This window comes from Amycolatopsis sp. DG1A-15b (assembly GCF_030285645.1).
Lineage (GTDB): Bacteria > Actinomycetota > Actinomycetes > Mycobacteriales > Pseudonocardiaceae > Amycolatopsis.
Genome location: NZ_CP127296.1, coordinates 3,842,952 through 3,855,141, shown reverse-complemented (window position 1 = coordinate 3,855,141; position 12,190 = coordinate 3,842,952). Strand labels below are relative to the sequence as shown.

General features: G+C 71.8%; 10 protein-coding genes and 2 pseudogenes. 7 read left to right on the top strand and 5 right to left on the bottom strand.

All coding sequences use genetic code 11. The annotated features are described in order from the left end of the window. The first annotated feature begins 107 nt into the window (after positions 1–107). Both QRY02_RS17495 and QRY02_RS17490 read left to right on the top strand, forming a co-directional pair. On the top strand, positions 108–902 hold the full coding sequence (locus tag QRY02_RS17495; RefSeq protein ID WP_285992593.1) for an IclR family transcriptional regulator: 795 nt from the start codon (positions 108–110) through the stop codon (positions 900–902). 157 nt (positions 903–1,059) lie between these two features. Further along, on the top strand, positions 1,060–2,463 hold the full coding sequence (locus tag QRY02_RS17490; protein WP_285992592.1) for an MFS transporter: 1,404 nt from the start codon (positions 1,060–1,062) through the stop codon (positions 2,461–2,463). A gap of 13 nt (positions 2,464–2,476) precedes the next feature. Here QRY02_RS17490 and QRY02_RS17480 read toward each other — a convergent pair. The 3 genes and pseudogenes from QRY02_RS17480 to QRY02_RS17470 all read right to left on the bottom strand — a co-directional run bounded on the left by QRY02_RS17480 (position 2,477) and on the right by QRY02_RS17470 (position 6,172). Further along, positions 2,477–4,695: pseudogene (locus QRY02_RS17480) on the bottom strand (xanthine dehydrogenase family protein molybdopterin-binding subunit). Beyond that, positions 4,692–5,687 (bottom strand): FAD binding domain-containing protein, encoded by a 996-nt coding sequence (locus QRY02_RS17475; protein ID WP_285992589.1) that lies wholly within the window; start codon positions 5,685–5,687, stop codon positions 4,692–4,694. The pseudogene QRY02_RS17480 and the gene QRY02_RS17475 overlap by 4 nt, the downstream one beginning before the upstream one ends. Next, positions 5,684–6,172 (bottom strand): 2Fe-2S iron-sulfur cluster-binding protein, encoded by a 489-nt coding sequence (locus tag QRY02_RS17470; RefSeq protein WP_285992588.1) that lies wholly within the window; start codon positions 6,170–6,172, stop codon positions 5,684–5,686. The genes QRY02_RS17475 and QRY02_RS17470 overlap by 4 nt, the downstream gene beginning before the upstream one ends. 98 nt (positions 6,173–6,270) lie before the next feature. Here QRY02_RS17470 and QRY02_RS17465 point away from each other — a divergent pair, with 98 nt between their 5' ends. Next, positions 6,271–6,915: a TetR family transcriptional regulator gene (locus QRY02_RS17465; RefSeq protein WP_285992587.1), complete on the top strand. Its 645-nt coding sequence runs from the start codon at positions 6,271–6,273 to the stop codon at positions 6,913–6,915. Between the two features lie 57 nt (positions 6,916–6,972). On the opposite strand, the gene QRY02_RS17460 is transcribed toward QRY02_RS17465, so the two are convergent. Both QRY02_RS17460 and QRY02_RS17455 read right to left on the bottom strand, forming a co-directional pair. Beyond that, positions 6,973–7,632 carry a TetR/AcrR family transcriptional regulator gene (locus QRY02_RS17460; RefSeq protein WP_285992586.1) on the bottom strand — a complete coding sequence of 220 codons (660 nt, stop codon included), beginning with the start codon at positions 7,630–7,632 and terminating at the stop codon, positions 6,973–6,975. Between the two features lie 2 nt (positions 7,633–7,634). After that, positions 7,635–8,899 (bottom strand): annotated as a pseudogene (locus QRY02_RS17455) (cytochrome P450). Between the two features lie 175 nt (positions 8,900–9,074). Here QRY02_RS17455 and QRY02_RS17450 point away from each other — a divergent pair. The 4 genes from QRY02_RS17450 to QRY02_RS17435 are packed head-to-tail and all read left to right on the top strand — an operon-like array spanning position 9,075 to position 12,147. Then, positions 9,075–9,917 carry an oxidoreductase gene (locus QRY02_RS17450; protein WP_285992585.1) on the top strand — a complete coding sequence of 281 codons (843 nt, stop codon included), beginning with the start codon at positions 9,075–9,077 and terminating at the stop codon, positions 9,915–9,917. Positions 9,918–9,970: 53 nt separating this feature from the next. Then, a complete protein-coding gene (locus QRY02_RS17445) occupies positions 9,971–10,561 on the top strand; it encodes a TetR family transcriptional regulator (RefSeq protein WP_285992584.1) in 591 nt (196 codons plus the stop codon). Positions 10,562–10,606: 45 nt separating this feature from the next. After that, positions 10,607–10,939, top strand: coding sequence for an ArsR/SmtB family transcription factor (locus tag QRY02_RS17440; protein WP_285992583.1), 333 nt, complete (start codon positions 10,607–10,609; stop codon positions 10,937–10,939). Beyond that, a complete protein-coding gene (locus tag QRY02_RS17435; protein WP_285992582.1) occupies positions 10,936–12,147 on the top strand; it encodes a GNAT family N-acetyltransferase in 1,212 nt (403 codons plus the stop codon). Before QRY02_RS17440 ends, QRY02_RS17435 begins: the two co-directional genes overlap by 4 nt. The last annotated feature ends 43 nt before the right edge of the window (positions 12,148–12,190 follow it).

The window sequence follows — 12,190 nt, the reverse complement described above, 5'->3', positions numbered from 1 at the left end:
CCAAACCACTATGTGAGTTACAAACTCAGAATACGGGTGAGTGTCGCCGAGTCAACCGGGAGGAGCGCGGATAGACTGTGCGGCACACCACGGGCACGGGCGGGGCGATGGCAGAGGAAGAACGCAGCGGCACGACGCCGGTGCTCGTCCTGCGCAAGTTCAAGCAGATCCTCGAGTCGTTCACCATCGACCACCCCGAGCTGACGCTGCAGCAGATCACCCGGTCCACCGGGCTGCCGGCGAGCACGTGCCAGCGGCTGGTGCACAACCTGGTGCGCGAAGGCTTCCTCGATCGCTACGACGACACCTACCGGGTCGGCCTCGGCCTGGTCCGCTGGGCGGCGCCGGGCACGTTCGGCCTCGACCTGGTCCGGCTGACCCGGCCGGTCCTGCAGCAGCTGCGCGACGAAACCGGCGAGACGGCCTGCCTGTACGTCCGCGACGGCGCGTACCGGACGGTGATCTCCCTGGCCGAATCCCGCCACCCCGTGGTGCGGCTGTTCGTCGTCGGCATGGTGATGCCCCTGCACGCGGGATCGGCCGGGAAGGTGTTCCTGGCCTGGGACAAGCTCGCGATCAAGGACGCCATCGGGCACGGCCTCGCGCGCTTCACCCCGCGCACGGTCGTCGACCTCGAGCTGCTCACCGAGCAGCTCGGGCAGATCCGCGAGGCCGGCTACGCCGCGAGTTTCGAGGAACGCGACCTGGGGGCGGCCTCGCTCAGCGCTCCGGTGTTCGGGCTGAACGGCGAGGTCGGCGCGGCGATCGGGATCGGCGCACCGACGCAGCGGATGACCCCGGCGGACGTCCCCCGGCTGGCGCCGATCGTCGTGGAAGCCGGGCGGCGGGCCTCGGAGCGGCTCGGGTACCGGCCGGGTGTCGAGCAGGTCGCCGGTCTCTGACCGCCCGGGCGCGCCGGCGTGCCCGATTCGTGCCGGACTGTGCCCGGTTGCCCGTCAACCAACGCGGCTCACGTCTCGCGTGTTCTTGACTCTGCCTGCTGTTCGTCACATTATGGGTTGTCCAACCACATGGTGGAGAAGTCAAAGGAGACGACGGATGGCGAACACCGACGACGCCACCGCGCCGGGCACCGGCACGATCGCGGGCCGGCTCGACCGGCTGCCCATCACCCGCACGCACCGGCGGGCCACCGTCGCCGTCGGGCTCGGGCTGTTCTTCGACTTCTACGAGGTCTTCCTGACCGGCGTCCTCAGCTCGGTGCTCGTCGAGGAGTTCGAGCTCACCAAGGCGGAGCTGCCGCCGCTGCTCGCGTCGACCTTCGTCGGCATGTTCTTCGGCGCACTGCTGCTCGGCCGGCTCGCCGACCGGTTCGGCCGCCGCGGCGCGTTCCTGCTCAACCTCGGGCTCTACTCGCTCTTCTCGCTGCTCGGCGCGTTCAGCGGCAGCGCACTGATGCTGCTGGTGACGCGGTTCTTCGCGGGCATCGGCCTGGGCGCGGAACCCCCGCTGGCCGACACCTACCTCACCGACCTGCTGCCGGCCCGCAAGCGCGGCCGGTTCATCGCCTGGGCCTACACCCTCGCGTTCTGCGGCTTCCCCGTCGTCGGCTTCCTCGCCCGCGGGCTGACCGAGCACGAGATCCTCGGGATCGCCGGCTGGCGCTGGCTGTTCGTGATCGGTGCGCTCGGCGCCGGCGCGGTGTTCCTGCTGCGGCGCGGCCTGCCCGAGTCACCGCGGTGGCTGGAGTCCGTCGGCCGCGCCGAAGAGGCCGAGCACCTCGTGGCCGGCATGGAAGCCGAGGCCCGCGGGGCCGCCCACGACACCCCCGCCCCGCCGCGCGGGGTGACCCGCAAGCGCGCCGCCGCACCGGTGCGCGAGCTGTTCGGCGCCGGGCAGCGGCGCCGGACGTGGATGATGGTCGTCTTCCACATCCTGCAGACCCTCGGGTACTACGGCTTCGGCACGCTCGTGCCCCTCGTGCTGGCCGCCAAGGGGTACGCCCTCTCGCAGTCGCTGCTGTTCGCCGCGCTGACCTACCTCGGCTACCCGGTCGGCTCGGCGCTGTCGCTGCCGATCGTGGAACGCCTCGAGCGGAAGTACCTGGTGGTCGGCTCGGTGCTGGCGATGGCGGTGTTCGGCATCGCGTTCGGCCTCGCGGGCTCGATGGCGCTGATCCTCGTGTTCGGCTTCCTCTACACCGCGACCAGCAACCTGTTCTCGAACGCCTTCCACATCTACCAGGCCGAGATCTTCCCGACGGCGCTGCGCTCGACGGCGGCGAGCGGCACCTACTCGCTGTCGCGGCTGGCCAGCGGCGCGATGCCGTTCGTGCTGGTGCCGCTGCTGAACTCGCACGGCCCGACGGCGCTGTTCCTGGTCGTCGCGGCCGCGCTGGTGGTGGTCGCGGTGGACATCGCGGTCCTCGGCCCGCGCACCACCGGCCGCCGCTTGGAGAGCGTGAACGACGCCGTCATGGCGCCGCCGCAGCCCCTCCGATGACGGCCGGTCCGGCTCACAACAGCTTGTCGAGGGTGATGGGCAGGTCGTGGATCCGCTTGCCGGTCGCGTGGTGGACCGCGTTCGCGATCGCGCCCGCGACCCCCGTGATGCCCACTTCGCCCACGCCGATCAGGCCGAGCGGCATCGTCGGGTCCGGGTCGTCGAGGTAGCTGACGTCGATCGGCGGGATGTCGGCGTGCACCGGGACGTGGTACTCGGCGAGGCTCGGGTTCATGATCCGTCCCGTGCGGGGGTCGACCAGGGTTTCTTCGGCCAGCGCCATGCCGATGCCCATCACGATCCCGCCGCGCAGCTGGCTCGACGCGGTCTTCGCGTTGATCACCCGGCCGACGTCGAACACCCCGACCCAGCGGGCCACCCGCACCTCGCCGGTGTCCGGATCGACGCGGACCTCGCAGAACTGGGCCCCGCAGGCGGCCTTCATCCAGCGCCGCTGGTCGCGCAGGAACTTCGCCATGAACTTCAGCTGCCCGGCCACCCGGCCGAACCGGGTGTCCGAGCCGACGGCGGCTTCGACCGACGGCACGCCGGCCTTGGCCAGGATCGCGGCCGGGCTTTCCCCGGCCGCGCCCGCGCGTTTCGCCAGCGTGTCCAGCTCCCGCTTCAGTTTCTCGCACGCGGCCAGCAGGCTGTTGGCGATGCTCGCCGTCTGCATGGACCCCCGGCCCCCGTGCTCACCGGCAGCGTGGAGTCGCCGTACTCGACCCGCACCGCTTCGAACGGCACCCCGAGCGCGTCGGCGGCGATCTGCGCCTGCGCCGTCGCGCCGCCCATGCCCATCTCGTGGAAGCCGCACCGCACCAGGACGGTGCCGTCGACGGAAAGCCGGACCGTGACGCTGGCGGCGAACTGCCAGGCCGGGTGGTACGCCGACGCGACACCCATCCCGACCAGCCACCGCCCGTCGCGCATCGACCCCGGTTCCGGTGTCCGGTCGGCCCAGCCGAACCGCTCGGCGCCCCGCGCGTAGGCCTCGCGCAGCATCCGGTGCGCGAACTTCTTGCCGTCGATGGGGTTGGTCGCCGGCTCGTTCCGCATCCGCAGCTCGATCGGGTCGATCCCGAGCCGGTGGGCGAGCTCGTCGATCGACGCCTCCAGCGCGTAGGTCCCGATCGACTCGCCCGGCGCGCGCATCGAGGTGTTCGAGAGCAGATCCAGCTCGACCAGGTTCTGCTGGACCAGGATGTTTTCGGCGGCGTACAGGTGTTTCGACTGCGACGTCACCTGCTCGGGTCCGCCGCCGACCCGGCCGGTGCGCGTCACGCTGGTGTGGATGAGCGCGGTCAGCCTGCCGTCGGTGCCGGCGCCGAGCGCGACCCGCTGCGTGGACGGCGTGCGCCCGCCGACCGTGCGGTAGACGCCTTCCCGGGTGAGCATCAGCCGGACCGGCCGCCCGGTCGCGCGAGCCGCCAGCGCGGCGAGGATGGTGCCGGGCCAGACCATGACTTTGCCGCCGAAGCCGCCGCCGACGAACGGGGCGATCACCCGCACGTTCGCGGCCGGGACACCGAACCGCAGGGCGAGGTGCGTGCGGAGCCAGTCGATGCTCTGCGTGCCGTCGTGGACGGTCAGCCGGTCGCCGTCCCAGGCCGCGGTGGTCGCGTGCGGCTCGATCGCGTTGTGATGGTGCGTCGGCGTGGTGAACCGCAGGTCGACCGACACCGGTGCCACGGCGAGTGCGGCCTCGGCGTCGCCCTTCTTCGCTCCGCCGGGCATGATCATGCTGCTCTTCTGCGGCCGGGCGTTCTTCTCCTCGGCGGCGAAGTCCACAGTGGACGCCCACGTCTCGTAGGTCACGGTGACCAGCCCGGCGGCTTCGCGAGCGGCGTCGAGCGTGTCGGCGACGACGACCGCCACCGGCTGGCCGTCCCAGTGCACCTCGTCGGTGTTGAGGTAGTCGACCGAGGTGCCGGAGACCAGCGTGCTCAGGTTCACCGGGCTCACCTTCGGCGCCGGCTTCAGCGGCGGCGCGTTCAGGTGGGTGAGCACCGCGACGACGCCGGGGACCGCGGCCGCGGCCTCGGTCCCGATCGCGGTGATCCGGCCGCGGCTGATCGTCGAGTGCACCAGCGCCGCGTGCGCCAGGCCGGGGAGGTCGTATTCGGCCGAGAAGCGGGCGGTGCCGCTGGTCTTGGCTTTGCCGTCGACCCGGTCGATCGGCTTGCCGACGACGGGGCCGCCGGTCTCGGTGGCGGGCAGGGTCCTGGTCATGCCGCGCTCCCGTCGGTGAGCAGCTGCCGCAGCGTCGCGACGATCGTGCGCTGCGCCAGCTCGATCTTGAAGGTGTTGTCCGGTTGCCCCACCGCGGGTGTCAGCTCGGCCGCGGCCGCCCGGCGGAAGGACTCTTCGGTCGCCGGTGCGCCGAGCAGGATCCGCTCGGCCTCGCGGGCCCGCCACGGTTTCGCGGAGACGCCGCCGAGCGCCAGGCGGACGCCGGTCACGACGCCGTCTTCGGTCTCCAGCGCCGCCGCGACCGAGACCAGGGCGAAGGCGTAGGACGCGCGGTCGCGCACCTTGCGGTAGCGGGAGTGCGCGGCCATCGGCAGGGCAGGCAGCTCGACGGCGGTGATCAGCTCGTCCGCGGCCAGCTCGGTCTCGACCTGCGGAGTGCTGCCGGGCAGGCGGTGGAACCCGGTCAGCGGGAGGCGGCGGGTGCCGCGCGTGCTCTCCACTTCGACGACGGCGTCGAGCGCGGCCAGTGCGACGCCCATGTCGGAAGGGTGCGTGGCGATGCAGTGGTCGCTGACCCCGAGGACGCCGGCGTTCCGGGCGAAGCCGCCGATCGCGGCGCAGCCGCTGCCCGGGGTGCGCTTGTTGCACGCGGCCGCCCCGTCGTAGAAGTACAGGCACCGGGTGCGCTGCAGCAGGTTGCCGCCGACGGTCGCCATGTTCCGCAGCTGCGCCGAAGCGCCGTTGAGGACGGCCTGGGCCAGTACCGGGTAGCGGGTCCGGACCAGCGGGTGGGCCGCGAGCCCGCTGTTGCGGACGAGCGCGCCGATCCGCAGGCCGCCGCCGGGCAGTTCCTCGATCCCGGTCAGCGGCAGCCGGGTGATGTCGACGACCACGTCCGGCTGCTCGATGTCCTCCCGCATCAGGTCGACGAGGTTCGTCCCGCCGCCGAGGAACTTCGCGTTCGGCTCGGTGGCGATCACGCGGACCGCCGTCTCGACGTCCGGGGCGCTCAGGTAGCCGAACGACCTCATCTCGCGACCTCCTGGATGGCGTGGACGATCCCGTTGTAGGCGCCGCAGCGGCACAGGTTGCCGCTCATGCGCTCCCGGATCTCCGCGTCCGTCAGCTCGCCGGCGGGGCCGGCGAGGTGTTCGGTGACCGCGCTCGGCGCGCCGCCGGAGTGCTCGGCCAGCATCCCGATCGCCGAGCAGATCTGGCCGGAGGTGCAGTAACCGCACTGGAAGCCGTCGTTGCGGACGAAAGCCCGCTGCAGCGGGTCGTCCACACCCTCGATGGTGGTGATTTCCCGGTCGGTGTACTGCACGGCCAGCGCGAGGCAGGAGTTGATCCGCTCGCCGTCGGCGAGCACCGTGCACGCGCCGCAGGCGCCCTGGTCGCAGCCCTTCTTGGTGCCGGTCAGCCCCAGCCGCTCGCGCAGCGCGTCCAGCAGGCTGACCTGTGGTGGGAGATCGAGCAGCTCCTCGACCCCGTTGACCCGCAACCGCACCTCGACCACGTCGTTCCCCCTTCGCCGGTGCCCGCCAAAATAACAGAACGTCGTACTCTTAACAAGAGGACCTTGTTCTGTTAAGTGGACCGTATGATGGCTGAGAAATGTCTCAGTCGATGTTCATGCGGGCCAGGAGGCCGGAGCAGAAGCAGCAGCGGCGCGCGGCCATCCTCGCGGCGGCCCGCGAGCTCGCCCTCGAATCCGGCGTGCGCAACGTGAGCTTGAGCAGCGTGGCCACGGCCGTGGGGCTGGCCAAGTCCAACGTCACCCGCTACTTCGGTACCCGCGAGGAGATCTATCTCGAGCTCGCGGCCGGATGCTGGCGCGACTGGGCGGACGAGGTCGTCCGCCGGCTCGTGGCCGGGGACGACGTCGTCGACGTGCTGGCCGAAACGCTCGCCGAACGGACCTTGTTCTGCGACCTGCTGGGTCACGCGGCGACTTCGCTGGAGCACAACGTCTCGGTCCCGGCGGCCCGCGACTTCAAGCGGGCGGTGCTGGGCGTGGTCGCCGAACTCGGCGCGGCGGTCGCCCAGGCGCGCCCGGACCTGACCGAGGGTGAAGGATTCGAGCTGGTCGCGGCGGCCAGCGGACTCGCGGGCATGCTGTACCCGGCCGCCAACCCGCCGCCGACGCTGCTCGAGGTCTACGCCCAGAACCCCGACCTGGCCGCGGCGTGCGTGCCGTTCGCCCCGACCCTGAAGCGGGCCCTCGCCGCCTTGGCCGCCGGATTGCCGACGCTGCGCTGACGGACCACCACGGTGGCCCGGCCGGGTTCGCCGGCTCGTCCGCGTGCGCGAAGGCCCTCATCCGGCCGGAGTGCGCCGCCGTGCCGGTGCGGCCAGCAGGACGGTGATGCCGTCGACCAGGATTTCGCCGGTCTCGGCCCAGCCCGGGATGCCGGAACGGTTCCCGGCTTCGGCCAGTTCGGCTTCTCGTTCGGCGCAGGTGTGGACGATCGCGTGCCGGGCCATCGCCGACCGGGTGAGGATGGCGGGGCCGGACGCATCGCCGGCGTGGGCGGCCACGGCCCGCAGTGCCCGTTGCATGACGGGCGTGGACGTCGTGACCGACAGCGCCGGCGCGCGCAGGGCCGGGTCGCTGACGACGTGGGCGGCGAAGCGGGCGTAGTAGCTGGGCACGCCCAGCTCCGCGAGGTGCCGGGTCGTGGGCAGCACCAGCGCGGCCACGTGGTCGCGCAGCCGCGGCGAGCCCTCGGCCGCGTCCACCATCGCGGCGCGGATGCGGTCCATCGCCTCGCCGTGTTCGCGCAGCACGGCGAGGATCACCTCTTCCATCGTGCCGACGTGGTAGGCGACCGCCGAGTTGTTGGCCTGCCCGGCTTCCTGCCCGAGCCGCCGGCTCGACACCTGGGCGACGCCGTCCTCGGCGATCAGCCGCTCCGCCGTCGCCAGCAGCCGGGCCCGGGTCGCCGCCGACCTCCCGCCCGGCTGTGGTCGCGGCACGGTCACCACCGCACCGGTACCCGGTCGATCCCGCCCACGATCAGTCCCTGCCGGGCGCGCAGGTCCGCGGCGTCCCCGACGAGCTCCAGGGTGGGGAGGCGGCGCAGCAGCACCTCGAGCACGGTCTGCAGCTCGACCCGTGCGAGCTGCTGGCCCACGCACGAATGCGGTCCGGCACCGAAGGCCAGGTGCGGGTTGGGCCGGCGGGCGATGTCCATGTCGCCGGCGCCGTCGAACGCGTCGGGGTCGCGGTTGCCGGCGGCCATGCTGCACACCACGGTCGTGCCGCGCGGCAAGGTCGTGCCCCCGACCACGGTCTCTTCCGAGAGGTAGCGCGGCATCCCGAACCCGGGGTTGGCGTCGAACCGCAGCGCCTCTTCGACGGCGGTGGGCACCAGGGACGGGTCGGCCAGCAGCCGCTCCCACCGGTGTTCGCGGTCCGCCAGCAGCATCGCGACCAGCTTGCCGATCATGTTGGCGGTGGTCTCGTGGCCGGCGATGAGCAGGCCCTGCCCGGTCATGACCAGCTCGGTCGCGGTCATCTCGGTGCGAGGTCGCTCAGGAGGTCGTCACCGGGCGCGGACCGCTTGGTGGCGACCAGTTCCGTCATGTACTCGAAGAATTCGCGGCCCGACCGGTCGATTTCGCCCTGGGTGAACCGGGTCATGTTGAGCATGGTGTCGGACCAGCGCGCGAACCGGTCCCGGTCGTCGCGCGGCACCCCGAGCAGGTCGCAGATCACGAACACCGGCAGCGGGAACCCCAGCGCGGGGCCGATGTCGGCGGGCGCGCCGGCCTCGACCATCTCCGTGACCAGCTGTTCGGCCAGCTGCGCCATCCCCGGGCGCAACGCCTGTACCCGCTTGACGGTGAACGCTTTCCCGACCAGCCGCCGCCAACGCCGGTGCCCGGGACCGCCGAGCATCGACGCGACCGGCTCCTCCGCCTCCCCGGCGGTCGGTGCCGAGGAGCGGCTGAACACGCCGCCGTCGTCGCTGTCGGAGACCCGGGAGGCGTCGTCGGCATCGAGCTGGCGGGTGAACCGCGGGTCCGACAGCATCGCCCGCACGTCGTCGTAGCGGGTCAGCAGCAGGGCTTCGTCGCCACTGGCCAGTTCGATGCGGGCCACCGGGCACTGCGACCGCAGCCGCGCCCACTCCGGCGGCGGTTCCAGCGCCGTGGGATTCGGAAACGGGTACGGCGGCAGTCCCTCCAGGACCGGCGCCGGATCGTTGCCGCCACTCACGTGCGCTCTGTCGTCGGGCATCACCGCAGCCTGGGTAAGACAGGTGACTTAATCAAGGCACCTGTCTTAATCGGCGGGGTGCGCCGAGGGTCTCCGCTCCTCGATGTCGTACCCGTCACACCTTGACATGAGATGTGTCTGTCGTGCGGTTAAACGCTACAGTGACGAGGCAATTAGACAAAGAAGGAGCTCTGTCATGAGTAGGACCTGGTTGATCACCGGAGCGTCCCGCGGGTTCGGGCGCAGTCTCACCGAGGCCGTGCTGGAAGCGGGCGACTCCGTCCTCGCCACGGCACGCCGGCCCGGGCAGCTCGAGGGCCTGGTGACCCGGTACGGCGAGCGGGTCCGCCCGTTCGCTCTCGACGTCACCGACGCCGGTGCGGCGGTCGACGCAGTGAAGGAGGCCACCGCTGCCTTCGGCCGCCTCGACGTGGTCGTCAACAACGCCGGCTACGCGAACAGCGCGCCGATCGAGGAGATGGCCGAGGACGACTTCCGCGCCCAGGTCGAGACCAACCTCTTCGGCGTCGTGAACGTCACGCGGGCCGCGCTGCCCGTCTTCCGGGCGCAGCGTTCCGGGACCTTCGTGCAGTTCTCCTCCGTCGGCGGGCGCGTCGGCGGGACGCCCGGGCTGGGTGCCTACCAGACCGCGAAGTTCGCGGTCGAAGGCTTCTCCGAGGTCCTCGCGAACGAGGTGGCGCCCTTCGGCGTGCGGGTGATCATCGTCGAGCCCGGGGCGTTCCGGACCGACTGGCAGGGCTCCTCGATGACCCGGCACGCCGTGGGTCCCGACTACGAGGAGACGATCGGTGCCATCCACCGCTACCGCGACGAGCACGACGGCCGGCAGCCGGGCGATCCGGTCCGCGGCGCGAAGGCCGTCGTCGACGTGGTCGGCGCGGACAACCCGCCCCGGCGGCTCCTCCTCGGCAGCGACGCCGTCGCGCTCGCCCTGAAGGCCGGCGAGGACCGGGCGGCCGAAACCGAGCGGTGGGCCGAGGTCAGCCGCTCGGCCGACTTCCCCCTCGGCGAACGGTGAACGGCCGCCGCAGTTATCGATCCAAGTGTCACAGTGCGGAGTAGGTTGAGCGGGTGAGAGCCGACGCCGCGCGCAACATCGAACTGCTGCTGAAGACGGGCGCCCGCATGCTCGCCGAAGACCCCACTGCGAGCATCGGGGCGATCGCGGCGGCGGCCGGAGTCGACCGCCGGACCGTGTACCGCCGGTTCGCGGGCCGCGACGAGCTGCTGACGGCGATTCACCAGGCCCGGCTGGGCGCGATCGAGGCGGCGATCGAGGTCGCCCGGCTCCGGGAAGCGCCGGTGCCGGTGGCCCTGCACCGGTTCGTCGAAGAGATCGTCGGAGTGAACCGCACGTGGCCGGCCGAGGTCGGCAAGATGCGCCTGGACCCGGAGCTCTGGGCGCGGCGCCGGCGTTCGGTCGACGAGGTGGAATCGTTCCTCCGGCGCGCGACCGACGAAGGTCTTCTCCGCCCCGGATCGCCCGCCCGCTGGCCGGGCCACGTGCTCGGGCAGCTGCTGCACCTGGCCACGGCGGAACTGCCCGGCCTGAGCGACGCGCAGGCCGCGGACGTCATCGTCGACACGTTCCTGCGCGCTTTCGCGCAGCCGCAAGGACTTCCGGTGCCGGATCGGTCCTACGACCGCGCGCCGCTTTCCTGAACCGCGTTCATCGTCTATCGTCGATTGACGATGGAGGAGGCCGCCGTGCTGGACCGCGATACCGCCAAGACCTACGCCGGGTGGTTTCGCACGCTCGCCGATCCGACGCGGGTGCAGATCCTCAACCTGCTCGCCGAGTCCGGCGTGCCGATGACGGTGGGGGAGATCGTCGAGCAGGTCAGCGTGGGCCAGTCCACCGTCTCCGCACACCTCAAAGTTCTGGCCGACACCGGGTTCGTGCTGGCCGAGCCGCGGGGGACCGCTCGGCTCTACCGGGTCAACGAAGACTGCGTGTCCTGCTTCCCGAGCGCCGCGGACGTCGTCATGGGCCGTGGTGTCCGGTCGTTCGCCGAGACGGCCGGTGAGGAGGTCCGATGAACCCCGACCGTGACGCCGTCCGCGATCGCTACGCCACCGCCGCGCGGCGGGCTCTGGCCGGCGAGGGGACCGGCCTGCTCACCGGCGATCAGGATGCCGACCGGCTCGGTGCCGTCCACTACGTGGGGGTGGAGCTTCCGGTCGAGGTGACGGCGACCAGTCTCGGCTGCGGGAACCCGCTTGCCGTCGCCGAGCTGAAGCCCGGGGAGACCGTGCTCGACCTCGGCTCCGGTGGCGGGCTGGACGTCCTGCTCTCGGCTCGCCGCGTCGGGCCGGCCGGGCGGGCGATCGGCCTGGACATGACCGACGACATGCTCACCCTCGCCCGCCGGCACGCCGAGCAGGCCGGCGTCACCAACGCCGAGTTCCGCAAGGGCACCATCGAGCAGATCCCGCTGCCGGATGCGTCGGTCGACGTCGTCATCTCCAACTGCGTCATCGCGCTCTCGCCCGACAAGCCCGCCGTCTTCGCCGGCATCGCCCGCGTTCTGCGTGCCGGCGGCCGCCTCGGCATCACCGACATCCTGGCCGACGACACCCTCACCGACGCTGAACGCGCCGCCCGCGCCGGTGCGGTCGAGTGTCTCGGCGGCGCGCTCACGGCCGGGCGCTACCGGACGCTGTTGCGCGAAGCCGGCCTCGTCTGCGTCGAGATCGAGTTGACCCACGAGGTCGGCGACAAGCTCCACTCCGCGATCATCCGCGCCACCAAGCCGGTCCAGGTCGTGGCGATGACGGCCGAGCACGCGGAGCAGGTCCTGGCGATCCACCAGGCCGGGCTCGACACCGGGCAGGCGAGTTTCGAGACCACCGCGCCCGACTGGGAGACGTGGGATGCTGCCCGTCTTCCCGAGCATCGGCTGGTCGCCCTCGATCCGGCTGGGCGGGTCATCGGCTGGGCCGCGGTCACCGCCGTGTCCTCGCGGTGCGTCTACGAAGGCGTCGTCGAGCACAGCGTCTACGTCGATCCCGAGGCGCAGGGCCGAGGAGCCGGGCGAGCCCTGCTGGCGGCGTTGATCGCCTCGACCGAGAGTGCCGGCATCTGGACGATCCAGAGCGGTGTGTTCCCCGAGAACGCCGCCAGCCGGGAACTGCACCGACGGGCCGGGTTCCGGGAGATCGGGGTCCGCGAACGCGTCGGCCGGCACCACGGTGTCTGGCGTGACGTCGTCATGATCGAACGTCGGAGCACGCGCGTCGGTATCTAGGGGAGTGGAGCCGGTGCGCCCCTCGATTGCGCACCGGCGTCCG

Excerpts from the sequence above, each read along its gene's own strand:
- QRY02_RS17495 (WP_285992593.1), top strand. The coding sequence starts at position 108 with ATGGCAGAGGAAGAACGCAGCGGCACGACGCCGGTGCTCGTCCTGCGC.
- QRY02_RS17490 (WP_285992592.1), top strand. The coding sequence starts at position 1,060 with ATGGCGAACACCGACGACGCCACCGCGCCGGGCACCGGCACGATCGCG.
- QRY02_RS17475 (WP_285992589.1), bottom strand. The coding sequence starts at position 5,687 with ATGAGGTCGTTCGGCTACCTGAGCGCCCCGGACGTCGAGACGGCGGTC.
- QRY02_RS17465 (WP_285992587.1), top strand. The coding sequence starts at position 6,271 with ATGTCTCAGTCGATGTTCATGCGGGCCAGGAGGCCGGAGCAGAAGCAG.
- QRY02_RS17450 (WP_285992585.1), top strand. The coding sequence starts at position 9,075 with ATGAGTAGGACCTGGTTGATCACCGGAGCGTCCCGCGGGTTCGGGCGC.
- QRY02_RS17435 (WP_285992582.1), top strand. The coding sequence starts at position 10,936 with ATGAACCCCGACCGTGACGCCGTCCGCGATCGCTACGCCACCGCCGCG.